General features: G+C 66.0%; 12 protein-coding genes. 2 read left to right on the plus strand and 10 right to left on the minus strand.

Translation table 11 applies throughout. The features are described 5' to 3' along the window. Positions 1–12: 12 nt before the first annotated feature. The 7 genes from D6M19_RS11955 to D6M19_RS11985 all read right to left on the minus strand — a co-directional run bounded on the left by D6M19_RS11955 (position 13) and on the right by D6M19_RS11985 (position 7440). Positions 13–1329: a virulence factor Mce family protein gene (locus D6M19_RS11955; RefSeq protein ID WP_123025429.1), complete on the minus strand. Its 1317-nt coding sequence runs from the start codon at positions 1327–1329 to the stop codon at positions 13–15. Next, positions 1326–2681 carry an MCE family protein gene (locus tag D6M19_RS11960; protein ID WP_123025512.1) on the minus strand — a complete coding sequence of 452 codons (1356 nt, stop codon included), beginning with the start codon at positions 2679–2681 and terminating at the stop codon, positions 1326–1328. The genes D6M19_RS11955 and D6M19_RS11960 overlap by 4 nt, the downstream gene beginning before the upstream one ends. Further along, positions 2678–3709, minus strand: coding sequence for a virulence factor Mce family protein (locus D6M19_RS11965; RefSeq protein ID WP_123025430.1), 1032 nt, complete (start codon positions 3707–3709; stop codon positions 2678–2680). The genes D6M19_RS11960 and D6M19_RS11965 overlap by 4 nt, the downstream gene beginning before the upstream one ends. A 34-nt stretch (positions 3710–3743) precedes the next feature. After that, positions 3744–5195 (minus strand): MCE family protein, encoded by a 1452-nt coding sequence (locus tag D6M19_RS11970; RefSeq protein ID WP_123025431.1) that lies wholly within the window; start codon positions 5193–5195, stop codon positions 3744–3746. Positions 5196–5199: 4 nt separating this feature from the next. After that, entirely contained in the window at positions 5200–6054 is an 855-nt protein-coding gene (locus tag D6M19_RS11975; protein WP_123025432.1) for an ABC transporter permease, read from the minus strand. Next, positions 6051–6818: an MlaE family ABC transporter permease gene (locus tag D6M19_RS11980; RefSeq protein ID WP_123025433.1), complete on the minus strand. Its 768-nt coding sequence runs from the start codon at positions 6816–6818 to the stop codon at positions 6051–6053. Before D6M19_RS11980 ends, D6M19_RS11975 begins: the two co-directional genes overlap by 4 nt. Before the next feature lie 148 nt (positions 6819–6966). Further along, complete coding sequence (locus D6M19_RS11985) at positions 6967–7440, minus strand: VOC family protein (protein ID WP_123025434.1); 474 nt, start codon at positions 7438–7440, stop codon at positions 6967–6969. 232 nt (positions 7441–7672) lie between these two features. Here D6M19_RS11985 and D6M19_RS11990 point away from each other — a divergent pair, with 232 nt between their 5' ends. Both D6M19_RS11990 and D6M19_RS11995 read left to right on the plus strand, forming a co-directional pair. After that, entirely contained in the window at positions 7673–8524 is an 852-nt protein-coding gene (locus D6M19_RS11990; RefSeq protein WP_123025435.1) for an alpha/beta fold hydrolase, read from the plus strand. After that, positions 8521–11481, plus strand: coding sequence for an aminotransferase (locus D6M19_RS11995; protein WP_123025436.1), 2961 nt, complete (start codon positions 8521–8523; stop codon positions 11479–11481). The genes D6M19_RS11990 and D6M19_RS11995 overlap by 4 nt, the downstream gene beginning before the upstream one ends. Before the next feature lie 78 nt (positions 11482–11559). Here the strand turns inward: D6M19_RS11995 and D6M19_RS12000 are convergent, their stop codons facing one another. From D6M19_RS12000 to D6M19_RS12010, 3 genes are all read right to left on the minus strand, one after another. Beyond that, positions 11560–12327, minus strand: a complete 768-nt coding sequence (locus tag D6M19_RS12000) for a TMEM165/GDT1 family protein (RefSeq protein WP_123025513.1) — start codon at positions 12325–12327, stop codon at positions 11560–11562. A gap of 333 nt (positions 12328–12660) precedes the next feature. Further along, positions 12661–15279: a helix-turn-helix transcriptional regulator gene (locus D6M19_RS12005; protein ID WP_164478444.1), complete on the minus strand. Its 2619-nt coding sequence runs from the start codon at positions 15277–15279 to the stop codon at positions 12661–12663. A 118-nt stretch (positions 15280–15397) separates the two neighbouring features. Continuing rightward, positions 15398–16009 (minus strand): TetR/AcrR family transcriptional regulator, encoded by a 612-nt coding sequence (locus D6M19_RS12010; protein ID WP_164478445.1) that lies wholly within the window; start codon positions 16007–16009, stop codon positions 15398–15400. Positions 16010–16030: the final 21 nt, after the last annotated feature.

A 16030-nucleotide genomic window follows, 5' to 3' on the forward strand; every position in this document is an offset into this window, starting at 1 on the left:
CCCTGTCCCGCTTCATGGTCCAGCTCCGGCGGGCACCATCATCCCCTGCAGGCCGTCGCTGGGGTTCGTCACAGCCGGTGCCTCTGCCGCCAGCGGTGGCCCGGTTGGCACATCGGCAACCGGCGCCGCTTGCGCACCCTCCGGCGGAATCGACTGCGGTGGAACGTAATCGGGCCGCATCCAGTCCTCACTGTAGGTGAGCTCATTCGGCCGGGTGGTGCCACCGACGAAGACGTTCTGCGCAAGAGGCAGGAAGTTGTATTGGCGGTTCTTGACGATCGGCGCCAGGTATTGCACGCACAGCTTCGCCGACTGCTCGGCGCCCAGACGTGACGCCGCCTGGATAGCGCCGCACAGGAAGGAGATTGGATTGGCGAAGTTGTTGAGCATTGGCACGCTGCTCACCGCACCCTGCGCGGGCTGCCAGATGTTCACATAGTTCTGCAACGTGTTGGGCGCCACGTGCAGGAACTGCTTGACGTCGCCGAGGCTGTCGGTCAGCGCCTGGGTCACCCCCGCCAACTTGTCCGAAGTGGTGCCAAGCGCTTCGCGATTCTCGGCCACGAACGTCTGGACCTCTCCGACGACGTTGTTGAGATCGCTGACCGCGTTGGCGACCTCGTCTGGATCGTTGGCAAGCAAGCCGGTGACCGATGCCAAGTTCTGGTTGAGCTGGCGCATCAAGTCGGTACTGTCCTGCAGCGCCGAAACCAGGATCGCCAGATTCTTGACGGTGGAGAAGATGTCGGAGCTGTGATCGCCCAGCGCCGAAAACGCTTGCGACAGCTTGATAACGGTGTCGCGGATGTTCGCGCCCTGCCCGCGCAGGTTGTCGGCGGCGGTGTTGATGACCGAACCCAACGGGCTGACCCCGCCGGGCTCGGTGGGTTGCAGCGAGTCGGCCAGCTTCTCCAACTGCTGGCGGACCTCGTCCCACTCGACGGGAACTGCGGTGCGTTCCCGCGGGATCACCGCGTTGTCGGGCAGCGCAGGCCCCTCGGTGTAGACGGGCGTGAGCTGAATCGCACGCGAGGTCACCAGCGTCGGCGACAGGATCGCGGCGTTCGCATCTGCGGGCACCTTGTACTTGCTGTCGTACCAGAACGCGATCCTGACTCGCTCGGGCTGCGGCTCGATGGTCGTGATCTTGCCGACGGTCACCCCGAGAATGCGAACGTCGTCGCCGGGGTAGATGCCGTTGCTGTTTTCGAAGTACGCGACGACGTTGGTGCGGTTGATGGTGTCCGTCGTTCGCATCAGCACCACCACCCCGGCGATCAGCAGCGCGACCAGCCCGACCGACAGCCCGATTCTGAGTTTGCGGTTCACGGACCCACCTCCGCAGACACGAGCGGCGGAACTTCGTTGGGCGCAGGCACGTAGACGCGGGTCGGGCTCGGCAGAGGCGTGGAGGCCACCCCGGCAGGGGCCACCGCGGGCGGTCCCGGTGGCGGACCGCCAGGGGGCGGAGCAGGCAGTGGCTCGCGGTAGGGATAGCAGCCAGTGGGGCCGGGCAGCGGCAAGCCGGGCGGACCGCAGCCCTGATCGCCGGGGTTACCGGTGATCGCATCGGGCAGGGTCAGATGCGGTTCACCGCCCTGGCCCGTCCGCGGAAAGGGCACGGGCAGGGCCGGTGTGCCCGGCTGGCCAACCTGCGGGTCGCTGCGCTCCGAGGGAAGCAGCACATTCGGATCAAGCCCGAGGTCGGAGAACGCGGCGTCGATGAACGGCTGCAGGAACTGCCCGGGAAGCAGGTTGGCGACGTACGTCTTGAAGAACGGCCCCGACGCCACCGATTCACCGAGCGACATCGAATACTGGCCAAGCAGTTTGATCGACCTCTGTAGACGTTCCTTACGGTTGTCGAGGATCGTCAGCACACCATTGAGCTTGTCCAGAGCCGGTCGCATGGTGTCCCGGTTATCCGCGATGAACCCCTGCAACTGCCGGCTGAGAGCCGACACGTTGCCCGCGATCTGATCGACTGCGGCGCTTTGGCCCTCCAACTCGGCCAGCAGCGCGTTCGTGTTGCCGATGAGGCTGACCACCTGGTCGCTGCGTTCGGCCAGCACCGTCGATGCCTTGTTGGCGTTGGTCAGCAGGCCACGCAGGTCGGCGTCGCGTTCGTTGAGGGTCTCGGAGAACCGTGCCACGCCTTCGACGGCGATGCGCAGCTGCGGCGGGGTGTCGGCGAACGTATCCGACAGCACCCTCAGCGAATCCGACAGCTGGTTGGTGTTCAGTCCGCTGATCGTCATCGCCAAATCGCCGAGCGCATCGGGCAGTTGATACGGCGACGTGGTCCGGTCGAGCGGTATGGTGCCCTCCTGCTGGCCGGTGCCGCGGGAGGTGACCTCGAGCATCTTGGTGCCCAGCAAGCCCCTGGTCTTGATCGCAGCCTCGGTGCGGTCACCAAGGCGGATCTTGCGGTCCACGGTGAACTTGATCAGCACCCGGGGCCCGTCAAGCTCGATGGACTTCACCTTGCCGACGGTGAAACCCGACACCTGGACGTCGTCGTCGGTGGTCAGACCGCCGACCTCGGCGAAGTACCCGGAATACTCCCTACCCTGAAAGATCGGCAGCTTGTCGTATTGCACCGCACCGATCACGATGCCGATGGTCAACGCCAGCCCGATCGCGCCGATGACGTACGGGTTGCGTTCGCTGAAAGGCTTCACTTCGGCGCGCACCTCCCAGTGGACTGGCCGGCGACCTTGACGTACACCGGTTGACCGCCCTTTCCGTTGAGTTTGAGGACGATGTCGCAGAGGTAGAAGCTGAAGAAGTCGCCGTAGATGCCTTGCCGCGCAAGCGCTTGATACGCGTCGGGCAGGGTGTTGATCAGGTTGTCGAAGTACTCGTGGTCGGCGACCACGATGCCTGCGGCCCTGTCGGTCTCCCGAATCGTTTTAGCGAACGGCGGACGCGCCTGCGCCAGTAGATCGGTGATGCTTGCGGCGGCGGCATTGGTGTACGCCAGGCCGTTGCTGATCTCCTGCTTGCGGGATGCCAGCCCCTGCACCAGTCCTGACAGTGCGTCGACGGCCTTTGCGAACTGGTCGTTCTGGTCACCGAGCGATCCCAGCACCACGTTCAGGTTGACGATCACCTCCCCGATCAGCTGATCCCGGTCGGCCAACGTGGTGGTCAGAGCCGCCGTCTGGGCAAGAAAGGAATTGATGGTCCCGCCCTGGCCCTGCAGCGCTTGAATCAACTGGCCCGACAACGCATTCACCTGCTCGGGATCAAGCGCCCGGAACAGCGGCCGGAACCCACCGATCAGCGCGTCCAGGTCAAGCGCGGGCGAGGTGCGGGCCATCGGAATCGTGCCACCGGGCCGCAGCTTGATCGTGCTGCCCGCACCTTCCTCCAGCCCCAGATAGCGCCCGCCGATCAGGTCGTCGTAGCGGATGACGGCCCTGCTGCCCTCCGTCAACACCACCGAACGATCCGCGGTGAAGTCGACCAACGCGGTGGTATCTGGTTGGATCTCAACGCCTTTGACCTGGCCGACCTCGACCCCGGCGATGCGGACGAAGTCGCCTTTCTCGAGCCCGGTCACGTTGGTGAACTCGGCCCGGTAGCCGTTGGTCTCCTCCCCGAACCGCAGGTTCCCGAACACCGCGTACACCCCGAACACGCCGAACAGGCAGACGACCAAGAACACGCCAAGACGCAGTGCGTCGTGACGAAGCCTGGTATTCATCGCCGGTTACCTTTCTGGGCTGACGGTCGGATGATCACGGTGACGGTGCCGCCTCCCGCGGCAACGGGATCGGCGGTAGCGGTGTCGGCTGCATCTGCGCAGGCGCGGGAACCACGAACGACTCGGAGCCCGGGGTCTGGCCGGGATCCCGGGGTGCGCCGGGCGGCGGTGCCGGGGGTAGTCCAGGCCAGAGCGGCGTACCGTCCGGCGCGTAGAGGTCTGCACCGTAGGCCGGGGCGCCCGGATACGGGATCGGTCCCGGTGCCGGACCACCGAAGAGATTGCGGATGCTCGGCGGCTCGGGCACCGCGCGGGTGACCGGCAGGTAGTTGGCATAGGCGGGGAACCCGATGCCGGGGTTGGGGCGCCAGTCCATGCCGGTGCCGAACCCGGTGTTGGTAACGAGATTGCGCACCGGCCAGTTCTGCGCGACGTCGGGAAGCGAGCCGCACGACGGTTTGCCGCCCGGCCCGCCCTTGGCGCCGACGACCGGCAGGTTGTCCGGATAGTGGTACGGGTCGTCTCCGAGCGACAGCGTGGTGTCCAGCACCAGTGATCGCCCGTTGCCGCCTGGCGCCTCGTAGCCGCCGGTGTCCAGCAGGGTCTTGGCGCCAACGAGCAGACAGGTGTATTCCGGGTTGTACTTGTACAGCAGGTTCGTCGTCGGCTCGAGGACGTTGACGGCCTTGATGAGATTGGCTTGATTGGGCGCCAACAGTTCGATGCCGGCATTGGACAGCCCGATGGTGGCCATCAGCAGCGCATCCAGTTCCGTGGCGTTGTTGGTGACTGTCACGCTCGTCGTGCTTGCCGCGTTGAGTGTGGCCAGGATGTCTTGCGCTGCAGCACTATAGGCGTCGTTGAACCGTTTGAGCGCTCGAAAGTCCTCGCGGATGGTCTCGTTGCGCGGATTCAGTTCGAGCAGAACCTGGTTGGCGTCGGTGGTGGCCTGTCCGATCCGCTCGCCTTGGCCGCGTACGCCCTCGGCGAGCGCGGAGAGCGTGCTGTTGAGTTTGGCCGGGTCGATCTGGTCGAGCACCTTGACGACGTTCTGGAACGTGGTGTTGGCCTCGACGGTGACATTGCGTGACTTCAGCACCTGACCGGCCGCCAGCCGCTGCGAACTGGGATCGCTGGGGTACACCAGGTCGACGAACTTGGCGCCGAACACCGTCGTTGCCCGGATCTGGGCCTCGACGTTCGCGGGAATGTATTTGATTTTGTCCGCGTCGATCTCCAGCGTCAGCGCCACCGGTTGGCTGCCACCCTTGATCGCGGAGACCCTCCCGACCTGCACTCCGCGCAGTTTGACCCTCGCGTTCGTCTCCATCACCAGGCCGGAGCGCTCGGAGGTCAACGTGACCGGGACGACGGACTTCAAGGTGCCCATGAACAAGGCGTACGTCAGCCAGGTCAAGAGGGCGAAGATCACCAGCAGGATCAGTGTGTGCCAGGCGGGGTGCAGACCGGTATCTCGTTCGTCCACGGCGCTAACCCGCCAGGTTGAAGTTGCCGGACTGGCCGTACACGGCCAGCGAGATCATGACGAGGACGAAAGCCGAGAAGATCAGCGAGGTACGCACCGCACGCCCCACCGCTTCGCCGACCCCGGCAGGGCCGCCCCTCGCGGTGAAGCCGTAATAGGTGTGTATCAGCATGATCACCACCGCCAAGGCGATGCTCTGTACGAACGACCAAATCAAGTCGGTCGGGTTCAGGAACGTTCTGAAGTAGTGGTCGTACACGCCAGTCGACTGGCCGTAGAGGACGGTGGTCCCGAAACGCGCCGCCCAGAACGACGCAAGAACGCCTATGCAGTACAACGGGATCACCACGAGCAGGCCTGCCACGACGCGCGTGGAGGCCAGGTAGGCGACGCTGCGGATACCCATCACCTCGAGCGCGTCGATCTCCTCGTTGATCCGCATGGCGCCAAGCTGTGCAGTCGCCCCGGCACCGATGGTGGCCGACAGTGCGATCGCGGTGGTGGCCGGCGCGATCAGTCGGACGTTGAAGAAGGCCGACGCGAACCCGGTCAGGGCCTCGACGCCGATCTCGGAGAAGTCGCTGTAGCCCTGAACCGCAACCAGAGCGCCGGTGGTCACCGTGAGGAAGCCGACGATCGCGACGGTTCCTCCGATGATGATCAGCGCGCCTGCCCCCAGCCCCATCTGCGCGATCATCCGGATCAGTTCGACCCGGTAGTCGGTGAACGCATAGTGGATCGAGGCAATTGTTCGGCCGTAGAACTTCGTCTGCTGCCCGATCCGGTTCCAGGGGTCGGCTATGCGGCGAAACTGGCCCTTCAGCCAAGGGAACTGCGAGTGGGGCCGCGAGATCGTCACATCGTCACCTTTATCGCGACCGCCGTTGCGACGATGTTGATGGCGAACAGCGCCATGAAGGTGAACACCACGGTCTCGTTGACCGCGATGCCGACACCGGCCGGACCACCGCCGACGGATATGCCTTTGTAACAGGCGATCATTCCGGCGGAGAGCCCGAACAGGGCGGCCTTGATCAGGGCGATCGTCACGTCGGTGCCACCGATGATCAAGGTCAGGCCGGAGGCGAAGGCGCCCGGTGAGACGTGCTGGATGTAGACGGTGAAGAAGTAGGCGCCGGAGATGCCGACGAGGATCACCGTCGCGGCCAACGCCAGCGATACGATGGTGGCGGCCAGCACGCGTGGAACGACAAGCGCCTGAATGGGATTCACGCCCATCACTCGCAGTGCGTCGAGCTCCTCACGAATGGTCCGCGCGCCCAGGTCGGCGCACATGGCGGTGGCGCCGGCGCCGGCGACCACCAAGACCGTGACGATCGGCCCGATCTGACGCACCGTGCCAAGCGCGGCACCGGTTCCGGAGAAATCGGAGGCACCGATCTCGGTCAGCAGGATGTTTTCGATGAAGGTCAACAGGACTGTGTAGGGAATCGTCAACATCAGCGTCGGTACGATCGACACCCGCGCGACAAACCAAGCCTGCGAGATGAATTCGCGCCACGCAAAGGGCGGCTTGAACATCAACACGAACGTGTCGAGCGCCATCGCGTAGAAGCCGCCAAATGCGCGCACCGGCTTGGCAATTACGGTGGACGCGACCATCAGCGGCCCCCGTTCCGCATGCACCTCACCGACATCGGCTGCCGACCTTCCGACTTCAGCCTCGACTCTTCGGGGCTGTTGGCTGGAATTTACACACGGCGGGCAGCAGAGATTCGCTTATCAGCGATTTGAGGACGTTAGTCCTTTTTCACGCGTTGGCGCTGGCCTCTTCGAGTTCGGCGACGACGATCTTGCGCATACCGAGCATCGCTTTGGTGGCGGCGGTCGCACGGGCCGGGTCCGGGTCGTTGATCAGCTCGAACAACCGGTCGGGCACAATTTGCCAGCTCAGCCCGAAGCGGTCCTTGAGCCAGCCGCACTGCGACTCCTCACCGCCGTCGACCAGTCGATTCCAGTAGTAATCGACTTCGGCCTGGTCCTTGCAGTGGACCATGAACGACACCGCTTCGGAGAACTGGAAGTGCGGTCCGCCATTGATACCGATGAACCGCGTGCCGTCCAGCACGAAGAAGCCCGACAGCACATCGCCCGGGTCGCCGGGTCCTGCTCCGGTTGTTCGGTGGAGTTCCTCGATCGACGAGTTCGGGAAGATCGAGGTGTAGAACTCGGCGGCTGCCTCGAGGTCGTTGTCGAACCAGAGCGACGGGGTGATGGCCGGCATCGGGGTGTTCCTTTCTCTGTATGTGCAGTGCTACCCCCATGCAGACTCCGCGGCCCGCCGAAACTCATCTAATGTGGCCGGTCGGCCAGGGCGTCGACCTCCTGCCGCAGCGTCGCCAGGAACGGGGGCGCCCGGCAAATCTGGCTGCACTGCGCCGTTTGGTCACCAGCCGGATATGGGCGATTCTCCGCTGGGTAACGTGAGCGCGGGGACAAGGCCCGAGAGGACGTCCGTGAGCGCTGGGCAAAGCGAATTGCAAACGGTGAAGTTTCGGGGTGCCGACGGGCTGACGCTGATCGCCGACGAGTGGAACAACGGAGGCGACGGGCCGTCGGTGCTCTTCCTGCACGGCGGCGGACAGAACCGGTACTCATGGAAGAACACCTGCCAGATCCTGGCCGACGAGGGTTTGCACGTGATCGCGCTGGACTCGCGCGGCCATGGCGACAGCGACCGCTCCCCCGACGCCAATTACTCGGTGGATGCGCTATGTGCCGACACCCGCGCGGTGATCGACCAGATCGGGCGTCCGGTCATCCTGATCGGTGCCAGCATGGGCGGAATGACCGGCATCCTTGCCGCCCATGAGGCGGGCCCGGAGCAGGTGACGAAGCTCGTGCTCGTCGATGTGGTTCCTCGGTACGAGAAGGACGGCAGCGCACGCATCCGCGATTTCATGGCCAGCGGTCTGCACGGCTTCGAGTCGCTCGAACATGCCGCCGAAGCCGTGGCCTCCTATCTGCCGCACCGCAAGAAACCGCGCAGCCCCGAGGGCCTGAAGAAGAACCTGCGCTTCCGCGACGGGCGCTGGTTCTGGCATTGGGACCCAGCGTTCTTGACCAAGCCCGTCGACGATTCGTTCGTCCGCGAAGAGAAGCTCGAGCAGGCAGCCATCGATCTGAAGATTCCGATTCTGCTGATCCGCGGGGGCCTTTCCGACGTGGTCAGCGAGGAAGGCGTGAAGCACTTCCTCGATACCGTGCCGCGCGCCGAGTTCGCCGAGTTGTCGGACGCCGGGCACACCGCAGCGGGCGACGACAACGACGCGTTCAGTGAAGTCGTGGTGCAGTTCGTCAACCGGTGAGCACTCCACGCCGCACAGTCGGCTTCAACTTCCTCGAAGAACCTGAGCTGCCCGGCCCTCAGGTGACCGAAGCGCGGGCCGAGCAGATCGTCGCGCAGCACTACGGGATGACCGCGCGGGCCAAATTATTGGGCAGCAACCAGGACTGCAACTTCATCATCTATGACTCAGACGACGACGTCCTCGGCGTGCTCAAGGTCGCCAACCCCGCCTTCAACGCAACGGAATTGGAGGCCCAGGATGCGGCGGCCGAACTGATCGCCGAGGCAGAACCATCGCTGCGGGTGGCCGCGCCGCTGCCCAACGTCGCCGGCGAGAAGTGCACGGTGATAACGGGATTGCTGGATAAGACCGCCTACGTCCGGCTGCTGAGGTATCTGCCGGGCGGCACTCTGCTCGAGTCCGGCTACCTTCCGCCTGCCGCTGTCGCGAGTCTCGGCGAGGTGGCGGGCCGCGTCAGTCGTGCGCTGGCCTGGTTCACCCATCCGGGCCTGGACCGGGCCTTGCAGTGGGACCTGCGGTATGGCGCCGACGTTGTGGCGCAACTGCTTTCCCACGTCGCCGACCCGTGGCAGCGGGCGAAGGTCTCCGAAGCCGCGGCAAGCGCCTGGTCACGGATATCCCCGCTGGCCGAGCGGCTGCCGCGACAGGCGACACATCTCGATCTGACGGACGCCAACGTCGTCGTGACTCGCGGCGTGGGCACAGCGGCGCACCCTGACGGCATCATCGACTTCGGCGACCTGTCGCACACCTGGGCGGTGTCGGAGTTGGCGATCGCGGTGTCGTCGGTGCTCGGCCACGTCGGCAGTGATCCGACCTCGATCCTTCCTGGAGTGCGGGCATTTCACGCCATCCGGCCGTTGACCGTCGAGGAGGCCGAGGTCCTGTGGCCGCTGCTTGTGCTGCGCACAGCGGTGCTGATTGTCAGCGGGGCACAACAGGCCGCGCTTGACCCCGACAACGCCTACGTCACCGAGCAGACCGACGGCGAGATACGGATGTTCGAGCAGGCGTCATCGATCCCGGTCGACGTGATGACCGCGCTGATCAAGGCCGACCTCGGGCTGGCGGGCAAGCCGGGCGATGTGCACGTCGACACCGCGCTCATCGACGGCGTCGATCCGGCCGGAGTGGTGACCCTCGACCTGTCGGCGCAGGCCGATGCGTTCGATTCGGCGTTCGTTCCCGGCGGCTGGCTGCGCACCGATGTCGAGAGCGAACTCGCAAGGGCCGCAGTCGCTGACGGCGCCTCGCTGGTGGTCACCCGCTTCGGCCAGCCGCGGCTGAGCCGGGCCACGCCGCTGAGCCAGGACAGTCCCGACGTGGTGCCGACCGGTATCAGCCTCTGGCCCGCCGCGGACGCCCGCGCCGTCGCGCCGTGGGATGGCGAAGTCGTCGACTGCGGCGGTGTGGACAGCGTCACGCTTCGCGGCGGCGAGTACGAGCTGACCCTGTCCGGCGTCGCCCCGCTGCCTGCGCCGGGAACGCTACTGCGCGCCGGTGACCCGCTCGCCGACGCCGCGTCGGGCCGGTGGGCCGAAGTCGGCGTGCGGCCTGTCGGCGCGCCATCCGCGCCGCGGCTGACGACCGCCGAATTGTCGAGGGGCTGGCTGGCGCTCAGCCGCGATCCGCGCCAGGTCCTCGGTCTGCCCGCCGTGGCCGAATCGCATCGCGCCGATGATCTGCTGGCTCGACGCGACGAAAGCTTCGCGCAGGTACAGGAGCACTACTACGCCAAACCGCCTCAGATCGAACGGGGTTGGCGGCACCACCTGATGTCCACGGCGGGCCGGTCCTACCTCGATATGGTCAACAACGTCACCGTGCTGGGCCACGCCCATCCGCGGATCGCCGAAACCGCGGCCCGGCAGCTGCGGAGGCTGAACACGAACTCGCGCTTCAACTACGAGGCGGTGGTCGAGTTCAGTGAGCGGCTGGCCGCGATGCTGCCCGAACCGCTGGACACCGTGTTCCTGGTGAATTCCGGTTCGGAGGCAAGCGATTTGGCGTTGCGCCTGGCGATGGCCGCCACCGGCAGACGCGATGTCGTGGCAGTACGCGAGGCATACCACGGGTGGACGTATGCCACCGACGCCATCTCCACATCGATGGCCGATAATCCGAATGCCCTTGCCACCCGCCCGGATTGGGTGCATACGGTGGAATCGCCGAACAGCTTCCGGGGAAAGTTCCGCGGCGCCGACGCGATCCGGTACGCAGCCGAGGCGGTGGCGCAGATCGAGGGCCTGATCGCCGGCGGCCGCGCGCCCGCTGCGTTCATCGCCGAACCGGTGTACGGCAACGCGGGCGGCATGGCGCTGCCCGACCACTACCTGGAGCAGGTCTATGCCGCGGTGCGGGCCTGCGGCGGCCTGGCCATCGCGGACGAGGTGCAGGTCGCCTACGGCAGGCTGGGCAACTGGTTCTGGGGTTTCCAACAGCAGAACGTCGTCCCCGACATCGTCTCGGTCGCCAAATCGACCGGCAACGGGTATCCGCTCGGCGCGGTGATCACCAGCAAGGAGATCGCTGACAGGTTTTCCAGCCAGGGTTATTTCTTCTCGTCCACCGGCGGCAGCCCGCTGTCCTGCGCGATCGGAATCACCGTCCTCGATGCGCTCCGGGACGAGGGGCTGCAGCAGAACGCCGCGCGGGTGGGCGCCCACCTGAAGACGAGATTGCAGGCGCTGAAGGACAAACACTCGATGATCGGCACCGTGCACGGCGTCGGGTTGTATCTGGGCGTGGAGATGGTCCGCGACAGGGACACCCTCGAACCGGCGGTCGAGGAGACGGCGGCGATCTGCGACCGGATGCTCGAACTCGGTGTGGTGATACAGCCGACGGGCGATCAGATGAACATCCTCAAGACCAAGCCGCCGCTGTGTATCGACACCGAAGCCGCCGACTTCTATGTCGACGCGCTGGATCGCGTGCTCACCGAAGGCTTCTAGTTTCCCTCGCGGGCCCACGCGCGAGCGGGCCCACGCGCGAGCAGACGCAAAAGTACCCGAAAGGCTCTGAAAATTGGGCTATTTGCGTCTGCTCGCGCCGGATCGCGCCGGCTCTGGGTTCTCGTCCGATGCCGCTCGGGTGGGCTCGGTGCGCCTCACCGCAGGCTTTGTGCGCATCACTGCAGGACGTAACCGCTGCGGCATCGCACGCAGCGCGGCGCCGAGAAGCAGGACGACGCCCACCGCTATCGCGACGATCACGACAACCGGGAGGCCCGGGACGGTTCCCTCGACGAGCATGTAGATGCCGAAGACGAGGAACGACGCCGCCGCGACGATTTGAATGAGCCGCGCTGGCAGATGCTTGCCCGCGATCGCCCCGACCAGGATGGCCAGCGCGTCGGCGGCGACCATGCCGAGCGTCGAACCGATCCACACGCCCACCCAGTCGTTGTCCGCCGCGAGGGTTACTGTCGCGAGCATCGTCTTGTCGCCGAGTTCGGCAAGAAGGAACGCCGACGTGACGGCGAAGAACGCGGGTGCGGTGGACCGCTGGGCCCTGGTGGCCTCGTCATCGCTGAGGCGGTCGCCTCGCAGCGTCCACAGCCCGAAGAGAACGAACGCCGCCCCGGCCAGGATGCCGAGTAGATGCGTCGGCAGTGCAGCACCGAGGTAGTGGCCGACCGCGACCGAAATGAGGTGGATCGCAGTGGTCGCGACGGTGATCCCAGCAAGGACCACCCACCAGCGATGACGCAGCGCGAACGTCATCGCCATCAGCTGGGACTTGTCCCCGAGCTCTGCGACGAAGATCACGGCGAAGCTCAACAGCAAGGCGGCGAACACGTACCACTCCCTGTTCGGTGCGGCTGCCGCTCGGAAGAAAGTCATCCTCCGGCCGACAACCAATACGGTCTATCCGGCCGAAGGTCTCGCCCACCGGCCGTTGGCCGGTCCGGGTAACCGGGCTGTGCGGTGTGACCGCGACGCCAGTATGTCGATTACCTGATTGGGGGCTACTCCCCTTCGCTATTAGCCATGCTACGCACACCTGCCTGCGCGCGCAATTCGGTTATAGCGGGATCGCCTGTCGCACAATAAATTTGAGCTACCGGCAATTAGAGTTCGGGTACCCTGATCCAGCCACAAGCGTGACCGCAACGTCGATGTTGGGCACCGTCAATCCGCTGCTGCCGGACCTTTCCGGATGATCGCGGCCAGTTCCTCGCGGGAATTGGCGCCGACGCGCTGACATGCGCGGTACAGGTGTCCCTCGACGCTGCGGACCGACATGTAGAGCTTCTTTGCGATGTCTTTGTTCGACATGCCCGCGACCGCCAATTCGACGATCTCGCGCTGCCGTTCGGTCAGCGGATGACCGGTCGGGCTTCGCAATGCGGGCGTGCTGAGACCGCCGCATTCGTCGGACAGCCCCTGCGCGATCGCGGCGGCATACAGCCGGCGTCTGCGCTGTTGGCTCTGCGAGAAGGCCACCGCCGCTTGCGCTGCCGCATCCGCGGCAGCCGCTCGATCGCCCAGCGCCCGGTAGTCATTCGACGCCAAAAGCAGGCCCTCGCCATCCTTGGCTGCAAGTGATTCGGCATGGCGCGCAACGGCATCGGCCAACGGCAGAGACAACTCGCCTGCGAGCTCACGCGCCCGGTCCGACATTGAGGGATCGCCCCATTGCGCTGCCACCTGCAGGCAGAGCAGTTCATGGGTCAGCTGACCGCGGTCGCGTGCCTTCGCCGCGGCGTCGCGAACGGCCGTCACTGCGTCGGACAGGTATCCGCCTGCCGCGAGCGCCCATCCGGTCGCGATGGCCAGGGCGGTGTGCATGTACACATAGGCATCCGGCACGTTCGCCCGCGCCTCTTCCAGTGCTGCGTTCGCTTCCGCCGCCTCGCCGAGTTTGGCGTGCGCCTCCGTCAGCGCGAAGCAGGTCGCGGGCCGCAAACCCGTTGTGATGCCGTGATGCTCGACGCCGGCCAGTGCTTCGTGCAGGAGTTTGACGGCGCCTGGCAGCTCCCCGCGCATCAGGTCGGACTGGCCGAGCAGAAATACCAGGTTGGCGTAGGCCAGTCCGGGAACGTCGTTCACGGAGTCGGCCATCTGCTTGGCGACCTTCGCACAGTCGTCGATGCGGCCGGTCAGCCTGCAGGCGCGCGCGAAGACGCCACCGAACCAGAACCGCAGGGGTGCCGTCTGGAAGGACGTCGACGCACGGTCGAGCGCCCGGTCGGCGACGGCCGCCAGCTCGTCGCCCCGGCCCAGAGCCCCGAGCGCCATCACCAACGCGAACGACGCCATCATCGCGTGGAAATCTCCGAGCTGCTCCGAATTCAGTGCAGCGGAGGCCTTTTCGGCTGCCAACTGGCAACGGCCGTACACCGCGTCGACACACGCCTCCACCGCCGCCCGCGATTCGGCTTGAGTCGGCGACTCCGGGCCTGCGGCAAGACCCTCGAGGATGGCCGCGGCGTCAGTGGGCCTGCCGAGTATCCAGATCAGGTTGGCGGCACGCACGGTCGACCATCGGTGCGCGTCCTCGTGGCCGTCGGCGGTGATCTCCTTGAGCAACTTCTCGGCGTCGTCGCCGCGACCATGCAACACCAGGTTCATCACCTGAACGCCGGGCGCTTCGCTCGCCCCCGCCGATACCGCGGCGTCGGCGAACCGGTCCGCCATATCGAGATCCAGCAGCGTCATCGCGAAGCGCGCGGCGTCGACGAAGAGTTCAGGATCGGGGGGCAGATCCGACTCGAGCGTGAGCAGGGCGCGCCGCACGGTCGACTGCATGTCGGCGTCGGGCTTCTTGGCGAGTCCCTGGGCCAGCTTGCCCCGAATTCGAGACAGATACATTTCGCCCGCGCTGGCCCGTCGGAGTTCCCCGAAGAGGGGATGCGCCAATCGCGCCATGCGCTCGTTGCCCGAGCGCTCGACGGTGACCAGTCGCATCTGCTCGGCGGCCTCCAGATCGGCGCGATCGGCCACTTCGCACAGCACATCGACGGCCAGCGGCTCGCATTGCGACAACGTGTCGACCACGAGCGCCAGCCCGTCGGACAGCTCACCCAATTGGCGGCCGACCATGTCGGTGATGTTCTGGGACACCGCAACCCGTTCGTCCCACATCCACACCCCTGCGACCTGCCGCATCCGCCCTGCCGCCACCTGATCGGTCACCAGCTGGCGAAGGAACAGGGCGTTGCCGCCGGTCAATCGCCAGAACCGCTGCGCGCTGCGGGCGTCCACCGCTCCGCCCAGAGTCGACTCGATCAGGCTGCGCGTTCCCGCCTCCGACAGGGGTGCGAGATCAAGCCGGGCCAGCAGGCCGTCCTTCCATAACGCCGTGACGGCGTCCGGTTCGGCCTCGCCGGTGCGCACGGTGACGACCAGCCGTGGCCCGCGCGTCTGGGCAAGCTGGTGCACGACGTGCGCCGACAAACCGTCGAGCAGGTGCGCGTCGTCCACACCGATGAGCACCTTGCCCTGACGTTGTTGGGCGACAAAGGAATTGATGAGGCGGCCCACGTCGGGCATCGAACCCGGAGCCGTCTCCGCGATGGATCCGGTGAACGCGCCGAGCGGCAGTGGTCGGGCCGACTCCGTGCCGGTGATCCAGTTCGTGCGCTCGCCCGCGGCCTGTGCGCGTGCCAGCACCTCTCGAGCGAGTCTGGTCTTGCCGACGCCTGCCGCGCCGCAGATGACGACACCGCAGTAGTTGCCCGTCCCGCTCAGCGCACGACGAATCACGCCTAGTTCGCTGTCGCGCCCTGTCAGCAGATCGCCGGTCATTTCGCTGCCTCCGCGCCGGCCATGCATCCCTCCGCCGGTCATGGACTGTTTTACGCGCTAAGCATAGGGCTCCGTCGCTGGCGGGGCCGGTAATTGACGACGCAAATAGCGGGTTCGCTCAATCCCGCTCGGCGATGCCCAGTTCGGACGTGAAATACGACCGCGCAATGTGCTTGGCTTCGCGCGACGGAACGGCTCGCACCACCATCTGCGCGCCGAGCCCGTCGATCATGGTCAACAGCCGCCGTGCCGCGACGTCGGCGTCTGCCGCGTGAAACTCACCGGAGCCGACGCCGAGGCGAACGATGTCCGCGAGGATCTCGAGCCACGCGTCGGTCAGAGTGTTGGCTTCGGCGGCCAACGCGGCGTTGCGCCGACCCAGGCTCCACGCGTCGAGCCACAGCGCGCTGGCGTCCTCGCTTGACTCGTCGAGCACGTAGTCCATCAGCGCGTCCATCTTGGCGGTCGCCGTCTCGGCGGCGGCAACTCGGGTCCTCGCGTCGGCCAGATCGGCCACCGCGGCCGTCGTGAACGCCGCGGTGATGAGCTGTTCAGCCGACGAGAAATAGTGACTGACCAGGCCAGGCGTCACGTTGAGATCGCTGGCGACGCGACGCAGGGTCACCGCCGACAGTCCCTCGGCGGCGCTGATCTCGACGGCCTTGGCCAGCAGCTCGCCATGCCGCTCGGCGGGCAGCTTGCGCTTGGCGTCCCGCGTTTCGACGCTCAAGTCCCATCCTCCTATTGACGA

The sequence above is a fragment of the Mycolicibacterium stellerae genome (assembly GCF_003719305.1).
GTDB lineage: Bacteria > Actinomycetota > Actinomycetes > Mycobacteriales > Mycobacteriaceae > Mycobacterium > Mycobacterium stellerae.